The following is a 23,217-nucleotide window of genomic DNA, read 5'->3' as shown; positions in this document are numbered from 1 at the left end:
GTTTGCGTGTGATCACCGGGATTTATTTCGCGGAATACCACCTGCTACAATCCCCAACTCTCCCTCCCCCCAGGTGCAATCAAGGTCTCGATCATGTCCAGCCGTCCCACCCCGTTCATTCCCACCATCGGCGGCGACACCAGCTTTCATAACAACGTCCCCGATCCGCTACTCGCGGGCAAGGAACTCCCCACGTTCAAGTTCGCGCTCGAGAAGTCCGCGGGCAAAGTCAGTGGCAATAGCTACGGGAAAGAGGCCACGGTCGAAGAGCTTCCCATATCCAAGGGCATCGCTGGAGTTTCGATGCAGCTTGAGCCCGGCGTGATGCGCGAGATGCACTGGCACGCCACCGCCGCTGAATGGGCGTTCGTGCTCAAGGGTCGCGTCCGCACTACGGTAATCGATCCCTTGGGTAACAGCGAGATCAACGACTTCGAGCCGGGCGACATCTGGTACTTCCCTCGCGGGCATGGCCACATGCTTCAATGCCTCGGCAACGAGCCATGCCATTTCATCTTGATCTTCGACAACGGCTACTTCTCCGAGTTCGGCACCTTCAGCGTCTCGGACTGGATGAGCCGCGTGCCGAAGGAGTTGCTCGCTAAGAACTTGGGCGTCGATGTTGCGCAGCTCGCGACGTACCCGACTAGCGAAGTCTACTTCGGCCGCGGCGCGGTCCCGCCCGAACCCGCGGCGCTACCGCTGCACGGCGCAACGACGCCCCCGCTCACGCACAAGTACCGCATGCTCTCCGACCCTCCGCACCGCGTGTTCGATGGGGGGCAGGAATGGCGCGTCGACTCGACGAAGTTCCCCATCTCGCGAACCGTCACCGGCGTGGTGCTCGATCTCGACCCCGGTGCGCTCCGCGAACTCCACTGGCACCCCACCGCCGACGAATGGCATTACGTCATCGACGGCAACGTCAGCGTCACGATGTTCGGTTCGCACGGACGTTACCGCGCCGAGACCCTCGAAGCGGGCGACGTCGGCTACATTCCCCAAGGCTACGGTCACTCGATTGAGAACATCGGCGACAAAACCGCCCGGCTGCTGATCGCCTTCAACACGGGCGTCTACGCCTCGATCGGACTCACGCAATGGCTCGCCGGCCAGCCCAAAGACGTCCTGGCAACGAACCTCAGCCAACCCGCCGTGTCGTTCGACGATTTTCCGAAGGGCGAAGTCTTCATCGCACCGGCGAAGAAGTCGTAGCAAGTCGTACATCGCAATTCATTCCGTTGCCGTGGTGAGCCGGGCCGTCCCCGGCCCCGGAAACGCCGCCCCTACGTGGTGCTCTCGACCTTCCAACTCTCCGGGTTCGAGGACGACCCGGCTCACCCGGAAGGATTGCCGACCCTTTCCGCGGCATTCATCCCGGGTCTAATGCCGCTCCCGGCGAGCGAGCTATGACCCAGTTTTTTCGACTTTCTTTGAGAAACCCACTAGAAAGCGCGCTTCGGGTGTGCTCTCATGTACACGTTCCACCTGCGTGGGTGGAGCGGGTGGCGATTTGCCGCCGGAGCACTTCTCCGGTTCGCCACTCCAGACGAGCGGCAGATGGAGTAAAGTCGCACCTGCGGTTTACCCCTGCGACTTTACTCGCTGACAAGTTCTGGGAGGCTGTAACACAAACCATTTCAAGTTAATGGTTTACGCCAAAACACCCAGTGGGAGGAAAACGAGTTTTGTCGCACCCATTGAGATATCGCAAGAATCGCGACACAACTCGGCGCTTAACGAGACAGTGATTCGGCAAGCAATCCCGTTGGCGGGGGGCGTCAAACAATCGCTCCAGACAGCCGGGGGAGCCCAATTTGCCAGTGCCAAAGGAGGCTGCCAGCAAAATTCCCTCGTAGGACACCTTGAACTGTGCGCGAAAAATCGCAGAATGAGGGATTCTGCCAATTCATTTCGGGCGGACACTCTAGGCCGTAGGGGCTACTGGGGGTGGTTCGCTCGCTCGAAGAGATTTACGAACATGTCCGAAAAGCTGACCGTTAAGAAACGTGACGAAGTGGGTTCGCTGGCAGCACGCCGTTTGCGACGCGAGGGCCGTCTGCCTGCCGTGCTCTACGGACACAAGCAACCCTCGATTGGCTTTTCCGTCTGTGCGGACGAGCTCGCCGCCACCCTGCGACATGGTGCAAAGGTCGTGCAACTCGCTGGTGACGAGAACGGTCAGGCCCTGCTGCAAGCTCTGCAGTGGGACACGTTCGGCCGCGAAGTGCTGCACGTCGACCTGCTTCGCGTCGACGCCAGCGAGCGAGTCGACGTCGAGCTAGTCGTCGAAGGCAAGGGCGAAGCCCCTGGCGAGAACGAAGGTGGCGTGATGACTTGGGTGAACCACATGGTTCACATCGAGTGCACCCCCGATTCGATCCCCGAAAAGCTGCACATCGACCTGGCGAAGGTCCACCTGGGCGACACCGTGACCGCCGAAGCGATCATCGACCTCCCGAAGGGTGGCAAGCTGCTGAGCGATCCGCATTTGGTGCTGCTGAACTGCGTCCGTCCGCTGGGCGATGACGACGAAGCCGCCGATGCCGCTGCTCGCACGGGCGCAGAACCGGAACTCGTTGGCCGCAAGAAGGCCGGTGACGAAGAATCGGACGATTAGAAATAGAAACAGAGTTTGCCGCTGTTGCTCCTCGTGAGCATCGGCGGGGTCGAGGTGCCAGGCAACCATGAAGATGATCGTGGGGCTCGGTAACCCCGGCAAGAAATACGACGACACAAGGCATAATGTGGGTTTCGAGCTCATCGGCGAGCTAGCCAGACGCTGGCACGCCGACGGATTTCGGGACAAACACCAGGCTCAAGTGGCCGAGGTAGTGCGAGCAGGCGAAAAAGTGCTGCTCGTGGCTCCTCAGACTTACATGAACCTGTCGGGTGTCTCGGTGCGACTGGCCGCCGACTTTTACAAGTTGACGGCCGCGGACCTGCTGGTGGTGTGCGACGACTTCAACCTTCCGTTGGGGACGAACCGCATGCGACCCAAGGGTTCGGCTGGTGGCCAAAACGGCCTGGATAATATTATCCAGCAGATGGGCACCAGCGAGTTCGCCCGGTTGCGGATCGGGATTGGTCCTGTTCCGCCGCAGTGGAGCACGGTGGATTTCGTGTTGGGTAAGTTTTCCCGCGACGAGCAGGAAAACGCCGACCAGGCCATCCGCCGAGCGGCCGATGCGGTAGAATGCTGGATTGCCGAAGGCACGACCGCCGCGATGAACGAATACAACTGAAACAATTCACGACCAAACAACCTCACACCCTCCCCACACGGAGACGCGACATTGCAAACGCAAGTTTACGAAGGCCTGTTCATTTTTGACTCGAACAAGTTCGCCCGCGAACAGGATGCGCTGCCGGCGGAAGTCGAGCAGATGATCGTCGCCGGCGGTGGCGAAGTGCTCGTTAGCCGTTTGTGGGAAGAGCGTCGTCTGGCGTATCCCATTCAGGGTCACCGCAAGGGTACCTACTGGCTGATCTACTTCCGTTCGCCGACGGGTGAGATCACCGCGCTCAATCGCAAGTGCGAGATCCACGACAGCGTGCTGCGTCAGTTGATCCTGAAGATCCACCCCAGCCTGGTCGAGCCGATTCTCGCCCATGCCTCGGGCACGCACGTTGCCGAAGGCGACGAAGCTGGCGAAGCGGCCGAAGAGCCGGTTGCTGCAGCTGCCGAATAGTTTCGTCCGTTTCCGATTTCGCTCCTTGCGGGGCGGATCGGGATCGAATAGATTGCGGTGGAAGATACAGGCGTACACTTTTACCGCTCCCCCCAGCGAGGCCCTGCCATGGCAAGCTTCAACCGAGTCATCCTAATCGGCAACCTGACCCGCGATCCCGAGCTCCGCTACATTCCTAGCGGCACGGCGGTCTCGGAGTTGGGCTTGGCGGTGAACGAGCGGGTGAAGAAGGGCGACCAATGGGTCGACGAAGCCAACTTTTTCGACGTCACGCTCTGGGGTCGCACCGCCGAGATCGCCAACGAGTACCTGAGCAAGGGCTCGTCCGTGCTGATCGAAGGTCGCCTGAAGTACGAGACTTGGGAAAAAGACGGCCAGAAGCGGAACAAGGTCAAGATCATCGGCGAGAAGATGCAGATGCTCGGCGGCGGCGGAGGCGGGGGCGGCGGTGGTCGCGCCAGTGCGCCGCAGCGACAGCACGCCTCGAGCAGCAGTTCAAGCGGTTACGACGACGATTACTCGTCAGGCCCGAGCATGCCGCCAGACGACGAAATCCCGTTCTGATCTGGCTTGTACCGATCGGGCTCGACTGACATAAGCGAGTGCGATCGAGTAGACTAGCTGCTCGGACACCACGGCCCTGACAGGCCCCGCTCGCAAACCATACATCAACCAACAGCATAACTAACCCTCGATCCTGCTATGCAAACCAAAGTCAAGCGAAACACCAAGGGCTTCAAGCGTCTTCCTCTGGGCCCGCACGGAGGGGTGCAGTTGCTGCTGATCCAGTCGGTTGCCGACTTGGGCAAGCAGGGCCAAGTGGTTGAGGTGAAGCGTGGTTACGCGCTCAACTACCTGATCCCTCAGGGCCTGGCGACCATCGCCACCGAGCATCACCAGCGGATGGTCGAGAAGCACAAGGCCAAGCTGCAGCAGATCGAAATGGCTCGCCAAGCCGAACTGCGTACCTACGCCACCGAGATCGCCAAGCAGAGCATCACCATCGAGGCCAACGCCACTGAAGATGGTCACCTCTACGGCAGCGTGGGGGCCACGGAGATTGTCGCCGCTCTGAAGAAGAACGACATCCATCTCCACGCCGATCAGATTCGCCTCGAAGGCGTGCTCAAGGAACTGGGCCTCTACACCGTCAAGATTCGCCTGTCGTCGGAAGTCGATGGCGAGGTGAAGGTGTGGGTGGTTCCGACCGTCGCCGCCGATTGATCGGCTAAGCTGATTGATCGGATGAAAGATCAAGAGTTATGCTGACAAGCTCCACTTCCATCGCCCCACGGCGATCGACGTGCGAGCTTGTTGCATGTTGCCAGTTGGACGGACGCAAGAAAGGGAGTGTGCGCTGTGGCCGACGAACGCGCTTTCAAGAAGAAGGAAGGTCGAGCCGGCGGCGGCAAGGGCAAGTTCAAGGAGGGGGGCGGGTTTGAACGTCCGCAGGAAGAAGGTGTTCAGCGACTGCTCGAACGCCAGATGCCTCAGTCCATCGAGGCCGAGCGGGGCGTGCTCGGAAGCCTGCTGCTCCTGCCCGAGAAGTTCGACGAAGTCGCGCTGATCCTCAGGCCCGACGACTTCTACGACGACGCACACGCTCGCATCTATGGTCAGCTCATTCGGATGCACGACGAGGGTCGGCAGATCGACCCGATGTTGCTCGTCCAGCAACTTCGCGACGGGGGTGAGTACGACCTCGTGGGCGGAGCAGCTTACATCGCCGAGCTAGGCGAGGCGGTGCCGACCGCGGCTCACGCCGAGCACTACGCGAAGATCGTGCAGCAGAAGGCCACGCTGCGGTCGCTGATCCACGCGAGCACGGACATCATTCGCGATTCGTACGATCCCACGATCGACTCGCGCGAAATGCTGAGCCGGGCTGAAGAGAAGGTGTTCGGCATTCTCGAAGAGAAGGGCAACACGCAGGTCGCGTCGATTCGCGAAGTGCTGCACGAAGCGCTCGCTCGTATCGACGCCCGGATGAAGAACGACCACGCCTCGGGTGGCGTGGAGACAGGCTTTGACGATTTCGACGAGATGACCGGTGGGCTTCATCCGAACGAGCTTTTGATTCTCGCCGCTCGTCCTAGTATGGGAAAGACAGCGCTCGCGCTGAACATGGTGGAGCACGTCGCCGTGAACACCAAAAAGCCAACGCTGTTCGTGAGTCTCGAAATGTCGAAGCTCGAACTGGGAGATCGCTTGCTCTGCTCGCGGGCGAAGGTGAATGGTCACCGCTTGCGTAACGGACATATCAGCAAAGAAGAGAGCCAACTGCTGATTCGCACGGCGAACGAAGTGAGCACCGCGCCGCTGTTCATCGACGACACCCCCGGCCGAACGATGACGGAAATTTCCGCTGCGGCACGGCGACTCAAGCGGCGGCATGGGTTGTCGCTGATTGTGATCGACTACTTGCAGCTCATTGAGCCGGATAACTCGAAGGACCCGCGTCAGGAACAAGTGTCGAAGATCGCCCGGCGACTCAAGGGCTTGGCTCGCGAGATCGCGGTGCCGGTGCTCTGCCTGGCGCAGCTCAATCGTCAGGTCGAGTCAACTCGCGACAACAAACCCGCGCTAAGTCACTTGCGTGAGTCGGGAGCCATCGAGCAGGACGCTGACGTGGTGATGTTCGTGCATCGCGAGGAGTACTACCAGACCAATGAAGAAGACCGCGAGCGATGCCGTGGCGAAGCGGACCTGTTGATTCGCAAGCAGCGTAATGGTCCAACGGGGGACGTGAAGCTGACATGGCTGCACGACTTCACGCGGTTCACCAACGCCGCTCCAGCTCCGCACGAGGAGTTTGCAAGCTACGGATCGGGCGACAGCGAGTACTAACAAACGCTCGGAGCCAGTCCTTTATCGCAGGTGGGCGACCTTGGCGAGCGCTTCGTCGGTACCAGCGACCAGCAGCGTGTCGGAGTCGTTAAGCTTGTGGTCGGGATTCGGCGAGGCCTGGGTGGTGCCGGTGAGGCAGTCGTGCAGGGCAACGATCGTGAGCCCCATGTTCTGCCGCAAGTCAAGCTCGCGGATGGTCTTGCCGTACCATTTATCGGGGACGCCCATCTCTTGGATGCTGAAGTCGGGGCCGAGCTTCACGTAGTTCAGCAATCCCGAGCCGCCAAGTTGCGTGGCGAGTTCCACCGCAGTGTCGTGCTCAGGAAAGATCGTCTCTCGCACGCCAAGACGCTGCATGACACGGGCATGCTCTTTAGAGACGACTTTGACGTAGATATCGGGCACCTTGAGGTCGAGAATCGCCATGGAGGCGAGCACGCTAGAAGTCACGTTGTCGCCGGTGGAGACCACCGCGGCGTCGGCTTGATGAGCGCCGAGACGTCTAAGCGTGTCGATGTCCGTAGCGTCGCCGACCACTGCGCGAGCCACGACTTCGCCAACGCGATCAACGAGCGTTCCATCCTGGTCGATGGCGATCACTTCGTGCCCGTCGTTAGCGAGTGCTAGGGCGACGGAGCTTCCGAAGTTTCCAAGGCCGACGACAAGAAACCGTTTCATCTATATTCTCCAGTCAGTTGGTCGGTCGTGTGTTGAGTGCGAGGGGGACGCGTCAAGCAAAGGTTAGCCGACCACGACATCTTCGTGAGCATATCGAAAATCGCCGCGCTGTGCGAACTGCGTCCGCAGCACCGCGGCGAACGACAACGGGCCGACGCGACCAATAAACATTAGCAAAATGAGCACCCAGCATGCTTGTTGCGAAAGGTGCGGGGTGACGTTCATCGAAAGTCCGACGGTGTTGAAGGCACTTGTCACTTCAAAGAGTTCGGAGAGGAAGGGGTCGTCCTGGCTGAAGAAGTCACCAAATCCAGCCAGTAAAAAGATGCCGACGATGATGATGGCACCGCAGCCGACGAGTAGGCCCACCGCCCGCTGGACGGTTTCTTCCGGGATCGAGCGATTAGCAAAGGTCACGGCGCGGCGGCCGCGAAGACGCGACCATGCCAAGAGTCCGAGGATGGCGAAGGAGGTGGTTTTGATGCCGCCAGCTGTCGAGCCAGGGGACCCTCCGATCATCATCAGTAAGATCGTCAAGAAGTTCGTGCTATCGGTCATTGTGGTGTAGTCGACGGTATTAAACCCTGCCGTGCGCGGAGTGATGCTCAGAAACAGTGCGTTGGTAACGCGATCGACGTACGACAGCCCGTAGAGCCCCTCGTTCCATTCGAAAACAAGAAAGAGCGCAGTGCTACCAACGGTTATGACGAGCGTCGTGGCTACAACTAGCTTCGTGTGCAGCGAAACGGCTTGGCGTTTCTTCTTTGGTCGGCGGGCATAGAGCATTAGCTCTTCGACGACGATGAAGCCAAGACCTCCGATAATGACCAGGCCGCTAATGATTAAGAGTGTGGCCGGAGAGTCAGCAAACTGGACCAGCGAATCCGAGTTGGTGGAGAACCCTGCGTTGCAGAATGCGCAAACGGAGTGAAAGATCGCCGGCCAGACGGCTTCCTGCCAGCCGAGCCGAGGTCCCCAAACCAGGTACAATGCCAAGGCACCGACGGTCTCAAAAAAAAGGGTCAGCTTCACGACCGATCCCACGAGTTGTCGGGGCGTGATTTCGCCGAGCGAGGGGTGGACCACTACGGCCGCTGCTTCGGATCTTAGCGAAGGCCGGCCGCCGAGCGCCGCGATCAGCATCGTTGCTAGCGACAGCATACCGATCCCACCGACCTGCACTAGCACCAACAGGAAGAGTTGTCCTTCGAAGGTGAAGTAAGTTGCCGTATCGACGACTCCGAGGCCGGTGACGCATACCGCACTCGTTGCGGTGAAGATGGCGTCGGTCCAAGTGAGGGGCTCACCGGTGCAGAGTCCTGGGATGGCTTTAAAGCCAATGGCTCCCAGGAGAATCATCAACGCGAACGAGCCGACGAAGATCTCGGTGGTCCGCGCCGTTTGCCATCGTCGGCGTATTGCTTGGAGGAGCCGGAGATAGGGCGGCTGGTTGCGACGATCGAAGCTGGACGGCACGAAGCTTGGCCCTGGCGGGAATGGACGTGACGTGCGATTCGGCGCTAGCTGGCCGTCTGCAAGCACTGACTAAGTTATGACTTTCGCATGCCAAGGCGATCTGGGCAAGGTAGAGTGCCGCTCGGCGCGGTCGAAATCGCCCCAAGTGGCGGTGTGCTAGCAGCTTACGGCGTGGTTGCAATCCGTCAAATACGGCGTTTGCCGGGCCCGAGTGGCGGAGCGGCCTTGCCGGCCGTCGGCGATTCAGGTATCCCTTCCCGGCCCTGTAGGGCGGCAGCGATTGCCTGGCTGTGCCTAGCCGACGATTTCTGCCCCGCACAGAAGCGTAACTCCTCCGGACGAGTCTTTTCGAATGCTAGATCACCACCAACCAAATCTCCTGCCTGGGCGCTCGCGAATGAATCGCATTGCGAAGAAGTTTGCGCTGGTGGCGATGACCTTGCTCGGTTTGCAGTCCGCCGCGAATGCCCAGAGCATGAGTGCCCGCGATCTCGCAGGCAGTCTGTTTGGCAAAGACAACAAGCCCAGCAACCCTACGACCGGCCCCTCGAACTCTGCCACGGAAGACATCGTCGCAGATATTCGTGTCGAGGGAGCACGGACGGTGCCCCAAAGCAAGGTGCTATCGCAGTTGCAGACTCGCATCGGTCGGCCGTACGACCCGCAGCTTGTGCAGCGCGATGTGAAGAAGCTTTTTGCGTTGCCGTGGTTTGTGAACGTCGAAACGTACACCGATCGCACTGACCAAGGGTTGGTGGTGATCTTCAAAGTGGTCGAACGGCCCACGATTCGTTACATCGAATACCTTGGCAACAAGTCGATCAAGGACAAGAAGCTTGCTAAAGAAACGGGCCTAGTCGAGGGTGCCGCGCTGAGTCCCTACCAGGTGGAAGAGGGTCGTAGTCGTGTCGTGCAGTTGTACAAGGACAACGGTTTCGGCCGCGTCCAGGTGCAAGTAGTGGAAGGTTCGAAGGCCGACGATCGTGGCGTGGTGTTTGCGATCAATGAAGGGCCGCAGCAGAAAGTGTGGGCTGTGGAGTTCGAAGGCAACTCGTTCGCAACCGATGGCCAGCTCAAGACCAAGATCAAAACGAAGCCGGGTTTTGCGTATGTTTTTAAAGGTTATCACGACGAGCAGGGTATCGAGGGGGACAAGATGGCCCTCACCGATTACTACCGCCGTTTCGGATTCTTTCAAGCCAGTGTGAGCCCCATCGTCGAGTGGAATGATGACGACAGTTGGGCGACGATTCGCTGGATTGTCAGCGAAGGCCCGCAGTCGAGCGTTCGCAACATCTCGCTGATGGGCAACGAACTGTTTGCAACCGAGGACCTGCAAGCTGGTCTCAAGCTGCAAGCGGCTCAGACGTTCGAACGCGACAAACTGAGTGGCGATGTCGAATGGCTCAAGGAACTTTACGGTAGCCGCGGGTACGTGTTTGCCGACATCAAGGCCGACGTTCGCTATCTCGACGAGCCGGGTAAAGTCGACTTGGTTTACACCGTCGATGAAGGAAAGCAGTTTCGCGTCGGTCGCATTTTCGTGAACATTGGCGGCGAGAGTCCGCACACAAAGATCACTACCGCGCTCAATCGCTTGTCGATCAAGCCGGGCCAGATCATGGACATTCGCGAAGTTCGGGCCAGCGAGCGTCGGCTCCAAGCAAGTAGCTTGTTCCACGCCGATGCAACACGGAACGTCTATCCCAAGATCACGTTCAAGATTCCCGAAGTGGAAGAGGACATCCTCACCGCCAGCACGCAGCCAGTGTCGCGCGGACAAAGTCCCGAAGAGCCGGCCAATCTGGTGCCAGTCGCCGGCCAGCCGGGCATCTACGAGGTGGAACGTCCGAACGCGCCCGCAGTGAGCGACTCGGACATGGACGTGATGTTGGAGTTCGATCCGAACATGCAGCCTGTGGCACCACCAGTGCAACCTGCGCCGGTAACGACTCAAGCAGCACCCCCGATGCCCACGACTCCGTCGGCGTACTCGGTTCGCAAGCCTCCGATTGATGACTACGTCGCGGAGGAGCCCGCAAACAATTCGGCTTATCAGAACCTTCGAATCAATTCAACGAATCCCTATCAGCCGAAGCCCGAGCTCCAGTTCAATGGCGGCGGCGAGAACGAGTCGGTAGTTCGTGGTCAGGATCCTTCCATAGGTTGGACTTCTGGTAGTACGCCGACCCCCCGCGATGCGGTGGCAGTGGCGCCAAACATGTCGGGCCAAGTGGCGAAGGCCGCTTCCGCGCCCTACGGGCAGCCGGCACCGATCAACGATCCGAACGTTCGCCCCGCGCAGTTCGGGGCGTACACCAACGAAATTCCTCCGCCTCCCATGCCCACCACCACGCTACCTCCCGGCACGCAGTTGCCGCCGGGGACGCAGGTAGCGCCGGGTGCGCAACTGGCACCCTCGCCGGCGATCTTACCCTATCCCGTGCAAGAACAAATCGTCCCCGGCGTGAATGGTATGCCCGGTGGTGTGCAGCCAGCCGTGGACGTGTTCGTCGATCTTGAGGAAACCCAAACGGGCCGCTTCCTGGTGGGCGTCGGCGTGAACTCCAACGCCGGTGTGGTCGGTCAGATCTTGCTCGACGAGCGAAACTTCGACTGGCGCCGCCTGCCGACGAGTTGGCAAGACGTGGTTGATGGCACCGCCTGGCGTGGTGCAGGCCAGCGTATGCGACTTGAAGCCGCGCCTGGTTCGGAAGTCCAGCGCTACTTGGCCAGCTTCCAGGAACCGTTCTTGATGGGAACACCGATCAGCTTGACGCTGTCAGGTTCGTACTTTGATCGCCGTTACATCGACTGGGACGAACAACGCGTTGGTGGGCGTATCGGTCTGGGTTATCAGTGGGTGCAGAGCGACGTATCGACCAACCTCACCTACCGCGGTGAGAACGTGAAGGTCACCAACCCCTCGAATCCCTCGGAACCGCAGCTTGCCGAAGTGCTCGGCAACAACGTGCTCCATGGTTTCCGCCTGGCGGTGATCAACGACACGCGTGACAATGCGTTCCTCGCGACTCAGGGTCACTACTTCGAAGTGTACGGCGAGCAGGTCATTGGCACGTTCGATTATCCCCGCGTTGGTGTCGACTTCAAGAAGTACTTCCTGGTTCGCGAGCGTGCCGACCACTCGGGTCGCCACGTCGTGAGCATGACCACAGCCGTCGACTACACCGGCAGCAATACGCCTATCTACGACCACTTCTTTGCCGGTGGTTTCTCTAGCTTGCGTGGCTTCGACTTCCGCGGTGCGTCGCCCGTGTCGCAAGGCGTGCAGGTCGGTGGTGAGTTCAGCTGGATTAACTCCGTGGAGTACATGTTCCCGCTCACGGCGGACGACATGCTACACGGCGTCGCGTTCTGCGACTTTGGTACCGTCGAGCCCGGCGTGCAGATCGACACGTTCCGCGTGTCGCCCGGTATGGGTCTGCGAATCACCGTGCCCGCGATGGGCCCGGCGCCAATCGCGCTCGACTTTGCTTACCCAGTGGTCAAGGCCGACACCGACGACACGCAGGTCTTCAGCTTCAGCATCGGCTTCCTGCGATAAACGAGAAGGGGGAATGCTTGGTAGCGAGCCGGGTCGTCCTCGACCCCGGATGTGCAAAGTGTTCGCTAGTGGAATGCGTCTACGACGGTTGAGTTTCCGGGGTCGGGGACGACCCGGCTCACACACAGTCTTCCGGCGTATTGGTACGCCCGAACTCTTGCGAGTCCGGCTACGAGTTGCATAAACGCTTAGCGGCGGTACTGGAATTCGCGGTGGCCGTAGGCGAAGTCGCGGTACATCACAGCGGCTGGTGGTTGGTACTCGGCGCCGAAGTAGCCCCAGCGGAAGGGACTCGGACCGTGATAGACGGGATACGTCGGGCTATCGGCGTATGAGAACGGCTCGGTGCACACAACCTGCCGAACGGGCGCGGGTCTCTTAGGTTCTGGCTTTCTGGGCTGCGCTGCGTCGGTGCTCGCGCAAGTTACCGCGATGATCGCGGCGGTGAGAAGTAGATGTTTCATTCGAAGCTTCCTTGCTTGATGAGTTGTTCGCTTTAGGGAACCGGTTCGACCATGGGAACTTCGACCGGCGCGGGTCCGATGCCCATCGGACTTTCCCATGGCGGTCCCCACTGTTGATTGCCCCATTGATTGACCCAGCCTGGTCCGCCATAAACGCCCGGCCAGCCGAGTACCACGTTGGGTGGTCCGTATAGGTTTCCGAAGTAGGGCTCGTAACTGCCGCCCCACTTCATGCGGTAGTAGTCCAGGTGATAAGGATAAGGTCGTTGGAATTGTCCGCCCGACATTTGAGCGGAGTATTCCGGTTGCTTGTAACGTCCGTGCTGTTGGTACGGCGGATACTGTGGCCGGCCGTGTCCGTTCGACCAACCGCCCCCACCACCTCCTCCATTCCAACCACCACCGCTACCAGGTCCGCCGCCACCGTGCATGGGCGCGGTGCTGCCGCGATAACGCTGGTAGCCTTGGGCAAGTGCGTCGGTCGATGCACCCAGCGATAGCAGTGCGAGCGTAACGATGGCGATAAGTCGAGGCATGGTTGCCTATCTCTCAGGTCGGACTCGGAAGTTCTCTTCCTCCATGCTAGGCAGCAAAATTCTTGACCGTCAAGGAAAATAGGCTAATTGGCGGCCTTAGTGAGCTATGCAATTGAGCTGTAGGTCGCACCCAAGGCCGATGTCGAAGTACCGCTGCGAGCTCCAGACGCAAAAAGACGCGTTTTTGGTCAACGATTGCATCCCAGGGGTTTCGGTGGTCGGCTAGAGTCGAACCCATCGTGTGGGGGAGTTTTACCCTTAATTTCCCCCGTTTTGCGTGCCCGGGCGCACTTGCTTAGGAATCGATTGGCAGTTCTTGCGCGGGGGGGAGATCACGCCCACTTGCATACAGATGTTTCGTTTGGAGTCGATTTAATGAATATGCGGATTGTGTCTATCTGTCTGGTACCACTGGCGCTGGCTGCGGGAGTGTTGGCCGACACCGGCAAGCGGCATGCCCCGGCAAAGGACGAACTTGTCCTCGAGCTCCCAGATGAAGTCGCGGACCTGCCCAAGCTTCCCTCGACACGCCACGTCATACATCGCCCCGTCGGCGATGGAGATAATACGTATCATCACAATGCGTTGATTGAATTCTGGAAAGGCCGCTTCTACGTCGCGTGGAATACGTCGCCGCAAAGTGAGGCCACGTCACCGCAGGGAGGCTTGCTGTCGACTTCCGTCGACGGAGAAAATTGGACGCCGGCCGTGCAGCCCGCCGGCTGGGAAGACATGATTCCCCGCGCTTGGAATAAGACAGAGGACGCTCTCTACTTGTGGGGAGGGGGCCTCGTATTCAAGACCGTGGACGGCGATAAGTGGGAACGAATTCCTGCCGAGTCGCTCGAAAGTATTGACGAGTCGATCCTGGTGACGTCCAGCAATAAGCGATTTGATCGCCTAACCGATGGTCGGCGGATGGCGTGGGGCATTGGGCAGGGACAACCACAATTTCCCATCACCTCCGACCCCACCGGTCTGTCAGGGTGGTCACTCAATCGTGTGGACGCGGGAGGGTGCCCTGACGTCGGTGAACCTGGCGGTTATGAAGGTCCGGATGGAGTGCTGCACGGCACCATTCGATGCGGCCCCCGCATCTGGCACACCTACAGCCTCGACGACGGTAAATCCTGGGACGCGCTTCGCCAACAGCCTCAGTTTCCCGATAGCCCAGGCAATAAGGAATTTGGTCGATTCCCCGATGGCTCCGTGTGGTGCGTGCTAAACCCAGTGCCCGGTAGCCGCATGGAACTCGTCTTGGCTCGAAGCCGCGATGGCTGGGCCTTCAACGACAACTACCTCGTGAGGTGGGAGCATATTGAACCGGTCTGGTGGTCCGAGTTCAAAAGCGAGGACCGGCCAGGGTGGGAATACCCGGGAGCTCTCTTTCGCGACGGAGTCTTGTATGTCGTCTATAGTCGAACGCGCGACTGGATCGAAGTGTCGAAGGTCGATGTGTCCGGGGTTCTCAACGCCAGTACGACGCCACAGTAAACCCACATGCCCCGGAGTGCACCGGGCTTCGAACTGCTTGCGTCGATTGTACGCGCCTTATCGGATACTACGTGGGGAGTTACCTAGGCGAGCGGCGAACCCAAGCGATTACTCATTATCATCGGGCGAGATGACACCGAATAGGATTCGTCGCTCGTGGGAATCTTCGAGACCGGCGGCCATTTTCTTCAGGGCTTCGGTTTCGATCTGCCGCACGCGCTCGCGGGTGAGGTTCAGCAGCTCGCCGATTTCCTTGAGGGTCTTCGGCTCATGACCCTCGAGGCCGAACCGCATTTTGAGTACGGTCGCTTCGCGGGGGTCCATGGTCTTGAGCATCTGCATCACGTGAAACAGGCTGTCTGTTTCAATGAGCGTGTCGTCCGGTGTCCGCTGACGCTCGTCCATCACCAAGTCGCCCAGGCTCCAACCGGCTTCTGCCTGGTCGGTCTGCGGCGTGGCGTTGTAGATCTTGATCGCCTTCTTGATGATCGGCAGCTTCTTCTTTGGCAGGCCAAGGACTCGGGCAATCTCTTCAGGAGTGGGAGTGCGGTCGAGTTCCTCGGTGAGCCGCGCGGTGGCGCGACGCCATTTGCTTAACAGCTCGACCATGTACGCCGGGATGCGGATGGTCTTGCCGGTGTTGATCAAGGCACGCTTGATCGATTGCTTGATCCAGTAGCTGGCGTAGGTGCTGAAGCGGGTGCCCATCGCGGGGTCGAACCCTTCTACAGCACGCAGCAAGCCGAGGTTGCCCTCTTCGATCAAGTCTTGCAAGCTCAGGCCTTTGCCCGAGTAGCCGCGGGCGATATTCACCACGAGGCGGAGGTTAGCACGCACCATGCGATCGCGGGCGGAGACGTCGCCCTCGCCAATGCGTACGGCCAGTTCCTTCTCCTCCTTGGCGCTCAGGAGGGCGGTTTCGTTGATTTCGCGCAGGTAGGTTTCCAGCGGTGTCTGAACCGACGAGCTGGCTTTGCGCTTCTTGGTCGTTGGCATGGCGGTACGGATCGATAGGTGTCTAAATGCACGCGCTGCCGCTCAGGTTGGGGAGGGCGGCGGCAGGCGTGCACATGTACGGGAGGGCGAGGATAGAAAGAGTATCGACCCCTCCTGCTTGCGATCTGCAAAGCGATACCAACCACGTAGGGTGCGCGGGATGTTCCAGTTGTAACATCGAGCCAGTTTGCTAATCACGCTGCCCAAAAAGAAAGCAGCGGTGCGAATCGATGATTCGCACCGCTGCTTGAGGTTGCAGTTGTAGTAGCTGTGACTACTCTTCGGTCTTTGCCGCAGGTTCGGCTTCGGCGTCGGCTTCAGCCGCTTCGTCGCTGGCGGACTTGAACAGCGGACCGGAGCCACCTCCGATACCACCCTTCAGTTCCTTGCCATCCGACGAACGGTTCTCGGCGGCCTCGGCTTCGATCTCGTCCTGCTCGGCCCATTCGACACGCTTGCGCGAGAGGCCGATCTTGCGATCGTCGATGTCGACACGCAGAACCTTGACTTCGATCTCGTCGCCAACGTTGACCAGGTCCGAGGGGTTCTCGACCTTGTGGTCCGCGAGTTCCGAGATGTGCAGCAAGCCCTCGAGGCCATCTTCCAATCCGACGAACACGCCGAAGTTGGTGATCTTGGTGACCTTGCCGGTGACGAGCTGACCAGGTTGGTAGCGGTCCGGAATGTCGGTGGCCCAAGGATCTTCGTCCAGTTGCTTGAGGCCCAGGGCGATGCGGCGACGCTCTTGGTCGACCGACAGCACCTTGCACTCGACCTCTTGGCCCTTCTCGACCACTTCGCTCGGATGACCAATCTTACGGGTCCACGACATGTCGCTGACGTGCAGCAGGCCGTCGATGCCCTCTTCGATTTCGATGAAGGCACCGTAGTTGGTGAGGTTGCGAACCTTGCCCTTGACCATCGCACCGGTCGGGTAGCGTTCGATGACCTTGTCCCAGGGGTTGGACTGGGTTTGCTTCATGCCGAGGGAGATTTCTTGCTTTTCCTCGTTGATGCCCAGCACCACCACTTCGACTTCGTCGTCGATCTGTACCAGCTCGCTGGGGTGGTTGATACGCTTGGTCCACGACATCTCGCTGATGTGCACCAAACCTTCGATACCATCTTCGAGCTTGACGAACGCACCGTAGCTCATGACGTTGACCACGTGACCCTTGACCTTCGAGCCAACAGGGTACTTGGTGGCGACGTTGTCCCACGGGCTGGCCTGCTTTTGCTTGAGGCCCAGGGCGATCTTCTCTTTCTCGTAATCGATATTGAGAATCATCACCTCGATTTCGTCGTCGATCTTCACCATCTCCGACGGGTGGTTGATACGACCCCAGCTCATGTCGGTGATGTGCAGCAGACCGTCGATGCCGCCCAGGTCGACGAAAGCGCCGAAGTCGGCCAGGTTCTTGACGATACCCTTGCGGACTTGCTTGACTTCCAGCTCCTTGAGCAGTTCGGTCTTCTTCTTGGCACGCTCGGCCTCGATCAGGCTGCGGCGGCTCACCACGATGTTGCGGCGGGTTTCGTCGATCTTCAGCACCATGCAGTCGATGGTCTGACCGATGTACTCGCCAATGTCGTGCGGACGGCGAATGTCGACTTGGCTGGCTGGCAGGAACACGTTGACGCCGATGTTCACCAGCAAACCACCCTTGATCTTCCGCTCCACAAGGCCCGACACGACGTCGCCCTCGTGGACCTTCTCCATCACGGCGATCCACTTTTCGATCTTCTCGGCCTTGCGCTTGGACAGCACAATCATGCCGCGATCGTCCTGGCGACCGACGACATCCTCGATGTCTTCGACCAGCACGCGGACGGTCTGACCGATCTCTGGGGGGGGATCAGCTGCGTCGCCTGTTTCTTCGTCCTCTTCCCACTCGCTGCGGGGAACCATGCCCTCGCTCTTGTAACCGACGTCGACGATCACGTACTCGTCGTCGACGCGGACAATCCTGCCCTCGACGATTTGTTCGGGCGAGATGTCGACATCATCTTCGAGCATCTCTGGCGGCAACTCTTCCATCAGCCCAATGCCGATGTCTTCGTTCCACTCTTCTTCCGAAACATCAAACTCACGAATTAAATTACGGTTGACCATGAATTACCCACTTGGCGGAACTGGCGAGGGGGAGCGGGGCAGAGGGCCCACGCTAGGGGCAAGGAAACAGTTGCCGCCAACTTAAGAAAAAGGGGTTCCATCCAAACGCCGGGCCAGTGACACTCACGGACCAAGTCTGCGGCATTTCGATAAGCCCGCAATCCTACCAAAATCGGCGGGGCTGAGCAACTTGGGCTCGGGGGGATTTCGGCAAGCTAGGGGGGCGAATCCCTCCGCAGCGTGACATGCCACCCCCGGCCAGTTACAATCCACTTTCTGCCCGCGGATACCCCATTTTCTCAGATTTAGGAGTCGATTGCGATGCGTAACGTCAACTGGAAACCTTGGGCTGGCGCGGCTGTGGCGCTGGTGGCTGCCGTCCTGCTGGGCGGCCAGTTGCTGGCTGAGGATGCCCCCGAAGGCGAAGAAGAAGGCTGGATCAGCCTTTTCAATGGCAAGGACCTCGAAGGTTGGAAGGTGGGCGAGAACGCCGACACGTTCAGCGTTAAGGACGGCGCCATCGTGGTGAAGGGCCCCGTGGCTCACCTGTTCTACGTGGGCGATGTCGAAGACCACGACTTTAAGAACTTCCAATGGAAGTGCGACGTCATGACCAAGCCCAAGGCCAACTCGGGCATGTACTTCCACACCAAGTACCAAGAGGGCGGCTGGCCCGAGAAGGGTTACGAAGTCCAGGTGAACGCCACCCAGAGCGATAACAAGAAGACCGGCGGTCTGTACGCCGTGGACGACGTGTTGGACACCGCTCCTCACAAGGACAACGAGTGGTTCACCCAAGAAGTGATCGTCAAGGGCAAGCACGTCATCATCAAGGTCAACGGCGAAGTCACCACCGACTACACCGAGCCGGACGACGTCGAGCGTCCCGATGGCTTCAAGGGTCGCCTGATCAGCTCGGGCACGTTCGCCCTGCAGGGCCACGATCCTGGTAGCGAAGTTCACTACAAGAACATCATGGTCAAGCCGCTTGAGGACTGATTGTTCTTAGGTTGTTAACAACACGCCTCAGAGCCGGAGCCTTGATGTGCTTCCGGCTCTGAGGTTTTTTTACGATCCATTCTTTCAGGCCACCGTTTCGGCCCATTGCTTCAGGGGTACTCTCCATGAAACTCGCTCGACTGGCGGTAGTTGGTTGTCTGTTCGTTGCCCTCGCGGGTGTCGCTTCGGCGGAGAGCGATTGGCAGGTGCTGTTCGATGGCACTTCGCTCGACGCATGGAAGGGTTACGGAGCGAAAGACAGCTCGGTGCCCGATGGCTGGGCGATCGAAGACGGCACACTCGCCCGGACCAAGAAGACAACCGACCTGGCGACCAAAGAGCAGTTCGACGACTTTGAGCTGGAGTTCGAATGGAAGATCGCCGACGGTGGCAATAGCGGCGTAATCTACCGCGTCCAGGAAACCGCCGAGCCCCCGTACACAACCGGCCCCGAGTACCAAGTGCTCGATAATCCGGGCTGGAATCTCAAACCCACCGATCAAACGGCCGCGGGTTCGCTGTATGCCCTTTATCCCGCTACGAAAGACGCGACCAAGCCCGCCGGCGAGTGGAACAAGGGCCGCATCATTCTCAATGGCGGACACCTTGAGCATTGGCTCAACGGCGAGAAGGTGGTCGAGGCCGAAATTGGTAGCGACGACTGGAACAAACGCGTTGCTGGTTCGAAGTTCAACGCCTGGAAAGGTTTCGCCAAGAGCCCCAAAGGTCACATTGTCCTACAGGAACACGATCACCCCGTCTGGTATCGCAACATTCGCATTCGACCCATCGCCAGCGATGCATCAGCCAAGGCCGATCGTCCGCTGCGGATTCTGCTAGTGACGCAGAGCGGGGGTTTTCAGCATTCAACCATTCAGCGCAAGACGAGCGATCTGTCGCATACCGAAAAGATCATGACCGAACTGGGCATCAAGAGCGGGTTGTTCCGCGTCGATTGCACCAAGGACGTCGAGAAGGAGTTCAAGCCCGAGCTGATTAAGAACTACGACATCGTCATGTTCTTCACCACCGGCAAGATGTACGACAAGAACCAGAAGCTGCCGATCTCGGAAGAAACGATGGACTGGTTCCTCAACACCTGGCTCAAGGAAGAAGGTCACGCGTTCCTTGGCGTCCACTCGGCCACCGACACCTTCATGGACTACGAGCCGTACTGGGACATGATCGGCGGCAGCTTCGATGGGCATCCGTGGGGCGCCGACTCGACGGTCACCGTGAAGGTCCAGGATTCCAACCACCCGGCATCCGCGCCGTTTGGCGAAGAGATCACGCTAAAGGACGAGATTTACCAGTTCAATCATTGGCAGCCCGAGAAAGTCCGCGTGCTGATGAGCCTCGACATGGAAAAGACCGACCTCAAGAAGCCGTACCACGTGCCGGTGCTGTGGGTCAAAGAGTACGGCAACGCCCGCGTGATGCACATGAGCATGGGCCACCGCGAAGACGTGTGGGAAAACCCGCTTTACCAAGAGTCGCTGCTCGGCGGCATCCGCTGGCTCAGCAAGCAAGTCGACGCCGACGCCACGCCGAATCCGGAGCTGGATGCGAAGGAGAATGAAATCGCGAAGCGAGCGGCGAGGTGAGGAATTAATGCCCGGTCATTTTGCGATGGTCTCAGCCCAATGATGCGAGGTGCCGGAATACCTCGTCCGTTGTGCGCCAAGGGCCGGCGGATTGACTTCGCTGCAGAGCGAGGGTGATTATTTCCGGAGATGGCGGCTTCAAAACGCTGGCAAGTTCGTTTCCCGCCGCGTCAACGATTTGGATATAGCCATTGGCGTCATGCCATTGTTGGAGCTGCTCGTTGCTTAACACAATTCGTGATGACATAGGTATATTCCGAGCGGGCGTTCGGCTGGCTTAGCGTCGTGCGACAAAACGAACTACCGGCTGCTCACTACCTTCGCCATATCGATCCGGTCAAACCTCGCCCCCAGATAATCCGCGAACTCGAAAGCAGTGTTCACGATTTGCCCCTTCGGGCCGATCGAGCCAAAGTACACAAGCCGTCCGTCGCGCATGACGAATAGCGTTTCGTAGTGACCATTGTCATCGCGGTCGACCTTCGCCCACACACCGTTGGACCAGAACGACTTGGCACGCGTCATTGGACGTGGGTCGGTGTAGAAGCCATCGGCAAACTTGCCTGCGAAGTCCTTACCCACGAACATTCGCTCGCCATCGAGCGCCACTTCGGCGACTGCCATCGTCAGTTCGTAGTCGTCGCGAACATCGGCAGCCCTCGCGATACAGGGGACGATCGTCGAGAGAGTCACAAGGGCAATCCAACGAATAGCGAAGCGTTGCATGATCGAATCTCCGTTTGCAGGACAGTTGCCGATAGCTGGTCGCCCGACACCTCTTACAAGTTAGCGATCGCCGAGGTCGGCGTCACGCGAGATTTGCGGTAATCGCGAGGCGCATAGCCTGTCTTTTTGCGAAACTGGCGATTGAAATGCGACAAGTTGCCAAACCCCACGGCGAGCGCGATCGTGCCGATTGGCTCCTCAGATTCCAGCAGCATGCGGCGGGCTTGGTCGATGCGTACTTCGTTGAGGAATTCGATGAGGCTTCGCCCCGTGTACCGGCGAAAGTAGCGGCTGAGCGTGACCGACGGCAATTCCACGGCGTCCGCAATGTCGTCAACGGACAGTTCGTGGGCAAAGTCGGCGAGCAGGATCTCGATGGCGTGCGATACTTTCTCCTGGTGCCGGCCGCGGGGGCTCAAAGCGTAAACTTGATCGCACAACAGCGTGGCGTCGCCGCTCTCATTGACAAGTTCGCCGAAGATATCCAGCAGTATTGCAAGCCGCTTCAGCGGCGGTGCGTGAAGCATCGCGTCGAGTTGTTCGCCAGCACGCAAAGCCGTGCTTCGCGGAAACAATAGCCCGCGGCAACTTTGTTCCCACAACGTTGCGAGTTCCTTCGCTTCGCTCAGTTGCGTAAGCGTGCTACTTGGAGACAAGCTCAACTGCACGGCGATGCCGGACGAGGGCCGGAGCCCACTCCAGTAGTGGGGCAAGTTCGCGCCGAGCAACACCAGTTCCGGAGGCGAGATGCTGCCAATGTGATCGCCGATGAAGCGTGTGCCACTCCCCGATCGAATGAACGTCAGCTCCACGGGCCCATGGGCGTGCCAGTGATCGCCCCGGCCAACCATGGGCACCTCGGTGTTGGCTCCCTCGCACAGTAGCACTTCGGCGAGCGATTCTCGCCAGTGCAGCAGCCGGAACGACTGATCGCCGGGTGTTTCGATGACTTCTCGGTAGACGGCCATTATCGCGATTCTACCAGATCCTGCGGTTTGCGGCTCCCGAAAGTGATCGAAAAGTATCGGTTGTTGACCGCTTTGGCGGAGAGGCGACTTCTAGACCAGGATATCTTGAGGAGGCACAGGCGGGGGCGTCCCGCTGTTTTGACTTAGGAAGCGAGGAGTTTCGAAGTGGCTTTGCAAACCGCAGCAGGCGTGGGCCGTCAGGGCGATCAGTACATTCTTACTCCCGATCAGATCGAGGCCTTCCACACCGATGGCTACGTCGTGCTCGACGACGTCATTACCGAGGAAGAACTCGCGCCGATCGAAGTGATCTACGACCAGTTCATGCGAGGGGAAGTGCTCGGCATGAATCGCGACTTCTGCGACATGAGTGGTCCCTACACGCGGGCGTTCGAAGATTTTCAGATCGTCAATGCTGTGGTGCCGCGCGTGTACCGGCCAGAGTTGGTTGACAATATCTACGAACGCCGTGCCCGGTCGATCTCACAGCAGTTGCTCGGCGAAGCGATTGAGCTCGACTACGATCAGTTCCTCGCCAAACGTCCGCGAAAGGGCGGGGCACAATTCGCCTGGCATCAAGACCTGGGCTACTGGCCGTCGACGCCACAGTTCGACACGCTGACCGCCACGTGCAGCTTGGCGCTCGACGATGCACGTGACGATAACGGCTGCCTGCAAGTCGTGCCAGGCTCGCATTTGGAGCCGCAACTTCGCCCGCACCGACCAATGCTGCGTAGCAGCAGCGTCACGGGCGAACGTGAAGAGTCGCACACGCTCGCGATTCAGCTAGACCCGGAAGACGTGCGCGTGTCGATTCCCGTGCCTCGCGGCAGCGTGAGTGTGCACAACGAGCGGATCGTCCACGGTTCGCCCGGCAACGATTCGGACCGCTGGCGTCGGACGTATATTGTTGCTTTTCGCGGCCGTGATCTGGTGGAGTACGAGCGAAGCATTGGCTTCACGCACTCGCACAACGACAAGATTCAATGGACCACGCACCTCGAGGCGCTGAAGGTGCAGTAGCTTATCGCAGCTTGTGAGATTGAGTGTCTTCTCATT

At 59.4% G+C, this 23,217-nt stretch carries 20 protein-coding genes; 12 read left to right on the top strand and 8 right to left on the bottom strand.

The window, feature by feature from the left end:
- Positions 1–93 precede the first annotated feature (93 nt).
- From SH292x_RS16350 to dnaB, 7 genes are all read left to right on the top strand, one after another.
- Entirely contained in the window at positions 94–1,215 is a 1,122-nt protein-coding gene (locus SH292x_RS16350) for a cupin domain-containing protein (RefSeq protein ID WP_442482079.1), read from the top strand.
- 766 nt (positions 1,216–1,981) lie between these two features.
- Positions 1,982–2,620 carry a 50S ribosomal protein L25 gene (locus SH292x_RS16345; RefSeq protein WP_442482078.1) on the top strand — a complete coding sequence of 213 codons (639 nt, stop codon included), beginning with the start codon at positions 1,982–1,984 and terminating at the stop codon, positions 2,618–2,620.
- Positions 2,621–2,687: 67 nt separating this feature from the next.
- Positions 2,688–3,245 carry an aminoacyl-tRNA hydrolase gene (gene pth / locus SH292x_RS16340; RefSeq protein ID WP_442482077.1) on the top strand — a complete coding sequence of 186 codons (558 nt, stop codon included), beginning with the start codon at positions 2,688–2,690 and terminating at the stop codon, positions 3,243–3,245.
- Between the two features lie 51 nt (positions 3,246–3,296).
- Positions 3,297–3,692 (top strand): 30S ribosomal protein S6, encoded by a 396-nt coding sequence (gene rpsF, locus SH292x_RS16335; protein ID WP_442482076.1) that lies wholly within the window; start codon positions 3,297–3,299, stop codon positions 3,690–3,692.
- 108 nt (positions 3,693–3,800) lie between these two features.
- Positions 3,801–4,256: a single-stranded DNA-binding protein gene (locus SH292x_RS16330; RefSeq protein WP_442482075.1), complete on the top strand. Its 456-nt coding sequence runs from the start codon at positions 3,801–3,803 to the stop codon at positions 4,254–4,256.
- Positions 4,257–4,394: 138 nt separating this feature from the next.
- Positions 4,395–4,916 carry a 50S ribosomal protein L9 gene (rplI, locus tag SH292x_RS16325; RefSeq protein WP_442482074.1) on the top strand — a complete coding sequence of 174 codons (522 nt, stop codon included), beginning with the start codon at positions 4,395–4,397 and terminating at the stop codon, positions 4,914–4,916.
- 135 nt (positions 4,917–5,051) lie between these two features.
- Positions 5,052–6,539, top strand: coding sequence for a replicative DNA helicase (gene dnaB, locus SH292x_RS16320; RefSeq protein WP_442482073.1), 1,488 nt, complete (start codon positions 5,052–5,054; stop codon positions 6,537–6,539).
- Positions 6,540–6,560: 21 nt separating this feature from the next.
- Here the strand turns inward: dnaB and SH292x_RS16315 are convergent, their stop codons facing one another.
- Both SH292x_RS16315 and SH292x_RS16310 read right to left on the bottom strand, forming a co-directional pair.
- Positions 6,561–7,217 carry a potassium channel family protein gene (locus tag SH292x_RS16315; protein ID WP_442482072.1) on the bottom strand — a complete coding sequence of 219 codons (657 nt, stop codon included), beginning with the start codon at positions 7,215–7,217 and terminating at the stop codon, positions 6,561–6,563.
- A 63-nt stretch (positions 7,218–7,280) separates the two neighbouring features.
- Positions 7,281–8,693 (bottom strand): TrkH family potassium uptake protein, encoded by a 1,413-nt coding sequence (locus SH292x_RS16310; RefSeq protein ID WP_442482071.1) that lies wholly within the window; start codon positions 8,691–8,693, stop codon positions 7,281–7,283.
- 397 nt (positions 8,694–9,090) lie between these two features.
- Between SH292x_RS16310 and SH292x_RS16305 the strand changes: the two genes are divergently transcribed.
- Positions 9,091–12,258: a POTRA domain-containing protein gene (locus SH292x_RS16305; protein ID WP_442482070.1), complete on the top strand. Its 3,168-nt coding sequence runs from the start codon at positions 9,091–9,093 to the stop codon at positions 12,256–12,258.
- Positions 12,259–12,446: 188 nt separating this feature from the next.
- Here SH292x_RS16305 and SH292x_RS16300 read toward each other — a convergent pair whose 3' ends face one another.
- Together SH292x_RS16300 and SH292x_RS16295 are read right to left on the bottom strand one after the other, a co-directional pair.
- Complete coding sequence (locus SH292x_RS16300; protein ID WP_442482069.1) at positions 12,447–12,722, bottom strand: hypothetical protein; 276 nt, start codon at positions 12,720–12,722, stop codon at positions 12,447–12,449.
- Positions 12,723–12,754: 32 nt separating this feature from the next.
- Positions 12,755–13,258, bottom strand: coding sequence for a hypothetical protein (locus SH292x_RS16295; RefSeq protein WP_442482068.1), 504 nt, complete (start codon positions 13,256–13,258; stop codon positions 12,755–12,757).
- Positions 13,259–13,633: 375 nt separating this feature from the next.
- On the opposite strand from SH292x_RS16295, the gene SH292x_RS16290 reads away from it, so the two are divergent.
- Positions 13,634–14,752: an exo-alpha-sialidase gene (locus tag SH292x_RS16290; RefSeq protein ID WP_442482067.1), complete on the top strand. Its 1,119-nt coding sequence runs from the start codon at positions 13,634–13,636 to the stop codon at positions 14,750–14,752.
- A gap of 108 nt (positions 14,753–14,860) precedes the next feature.
- On the opposite strand, the gene SH292x_RS16285 is transcribed toward SH292x_RS16290, so the two are convergent.
- Entirely contained in the window at positions 14,861–15,748 is an 888-nt protein-coding gene (locus SH292x_RS16285; RefSeq protein WP_442482066.1) for a sigma-70 family RNA polymerase sigma factor, read from the bottom strand.
- A gap of 274 nt (positions 15,749–16,022) precedes the next feature.
- A complete protein-coding gene (locus SH292x_RS16280) occupies positions 16,023–17,861 on the bottom strand; it encodes a 30S ribosomal protein S1 (RefSeq protein ID WP_442482065.1) in 1,839 nt (612 codons plus the stop codon).
- A gap of 321 nt (positions 17,862–18,182) precedes the next feature.
- Between SH292x_RS16280 and SH292x_RS16275 the strand changes: the two genes are divergently transcribed.
- A complete protein-coding gene (locus tag SH292x_RS16275; protein ID WP_442482064.1) occupies positions 18,183–18,860 on the top strand; it encodes a 3-keto-disaccharide hydrolase in 678 nt (225 codons plus the stop codon).
- Between the two features lie 125 nt (positions 18,861–18,985).
- Entirely contained in the window at positions 18,986–20,464 is a 1,479-nt protein-coding gene (locus SH292x_RS16270; RefSeq protein WP_442482063.1) for a family 16 glycoside hydrolase, read from the top strand.
- Positions 20,465–20,764: 300 nt separating this feature from the next.
- Here SH292x_RS16270 and SH292x_RS16265 read toward each other — a convergent pair whose 3' ends face one another.
- Both SH292x_RS16265 and SH292x_RS16260 read right to left on the bottom strand, forming a co-directional pair.
- A complete protein-coding gene (locus SH292x_RS16265; protein ID WP_442482062.1) occupies positions 20,765–21,190 on the bottom strand; it encodes a hypothetical protein in 426 nt (141 codons plus the stop codon).
- A gap of 53 nt (positions 21,191–21,243) precedes the next feature.
- A complete protein-coding gene (locus SH292x_RS16260; protein ID WP_442482061.1) occupies positions 21,244–22,158 on the bottom strand; it encodes a helix-turn-helix domain-containing protein in 915 nt (304 codons plus the stop codon).
- 165 nt (positions 22,159–22,323) lie between these two features.
- Here SH292x_RS16260 and SH292x_RS16255 point away from each other — a divergent pair, with 165 nt between their 5' ends.
- Positions 22,324–23,181, top strand: a complete 858-nt coding sequence (locus tag SH292x_RS16255; RefSeq protein WP_442482060.1) for a phytanoyl-CoA dioxygenase family protein — start codon at positions 22,324–22,326, stop codon at positions 23,179–23,181.
- Positions 23,182–23,217 lie beyond the last annotated feature (36 nt).

The sequence above is a fragment of the Aeoliella fuhlenseeensis genome (assembly GCF_052161615.1).
Classification (GTDB): Bacteria; Planctomycetota; Planctomycetia; order Pirellulales; family Lacipirellulaceae; genus Aeoliella.
The sequence above is the reverse complement of the archived record's forward strand: the minus strand, read 5'-3'. Positions and strand labels throughout refer to the sequence as shown.

What these genes read in the sequence shown, in the direction of transcription:
- SH292x_RS16350 (WP_442482079.1), top strand. Translation starts at nt 94, where the DNA reads ATGTCCAGCCGTCCCACCCCGTTCATTCCCACCATCGGCGGCGACACC.
- SH292x_RS16345 (WP_442482078.1), top strand. Translation starts at nt 1,982, where the DNA reads ATGTCCGAAAAGCTGACCGTTAAGAAACGTGACGAAGTGGGTTCGCTG.
- pth (WP_442482077.1), top strand. Translation starts at nt 2,688, where the DNA reads ATGAAGATGATCGTGGGGCTCGGTAACCCCGGCAAGAAATACGACGAC.
- SH292x_RS16330 (WP_442482075.1), top strand. Translation starts at nt 3,801, where the DNA reads ATGGCAAGCTTCAACCGAGTCATCCTAATCGGCAACCTGACCCGCGAT.
- rplI (WP_442482074.1), top strand. Translation starts at nt 4,395, where the DNA reads ATGCAAACCAAAGTCAAGCGAAACACCAAGGGCTTCAAGCGTCTTCCT.
- SH292x_RS16315 (WP_442482072.1), bottom strand. Translation starts at nt 7,217, where the DNA reads ATGAAACGGTTTCTTGTCGTCGGCCTTGGAAACTTCGGAAGCTCCGTC.
- SH292x_RS16305 (WP_442482070.1), top strand. Translation starts at nt 9,091, where the DNA reads ATGAATCGCATTGCGAAGAAGTTTGCGCTGGTGGCGATGACCTTGCTC.
- SH292x_RS16300 (WP_442482069.1), bottom strand. Translation starts at nt 12,722, where the DNA reads ATGAAACATCTACTTCTCACCGCCGCGATCATCGCGGTAACTTGCGCG.
- SH292x_RS16295 (WP_442482068.1), bottom strand. Translation starts at nt 13,258, where the DNA reads ATGCCTCGACTTATCGCCATCGTTACGCTCGCACTGCTATCGCTGGGT.
- SH292x_RS16290 (WP_442482067.1), top strand. Translation starts at nt 13,634, where the DNA reads ATGAATATGCGGATTGTGTCTATCTGTCTGGTACCACTGGCGCTGGCT.
- SH292x_RS16285 (WP_442482066.1), bottom strand. Translation starts at nt 15,748, where the DNA reads ATGCCAACGACCAAGAAGCGCAAAGCCAGCTCGTCGGTTCAGACACCG.
- SH292x_RS16280 (WP_442482065.1), bottom strand. Translation starts at nt 17,861, where the DNA reads ATGGTCAACCGTAATTTAATTCGTGAGTTTGATGTTTCGGAAGAAGAG.
- SH292x_RS16275 (WP_442482064.1), top strand. Translation starts at nt 18,183, where the DNA reads ATGCGTAACGTCAACTGGAAACCTTGGGCTGGCGCGGCTGTGGCGCTG.
- SH292x_RS16270 (WP_442482063.1), top strand. Translation starts at nt 18,986, where the DNA reads ATGAAACTCGCTCGACTGGCGGTAGTTGGTTGTCTGTTCGTTGCCCTC.
- SH292x_RS16265 (WP_442482062.1), bottom strand. Translation starts at nt 21,190, where the DNA reads ATGCAACGCTTCGCTATTCGTTGGATTGCCCTTGTGACTCTCTCGACG.
- SH292x_RS16260 (WP_442482061.1), bottom strand. Translation starts at nt 22,158, where the DNA reads ATGGCCGTCTACCGAGAAGTCATCGAAACACCCGGCGATCAGTCGTTC.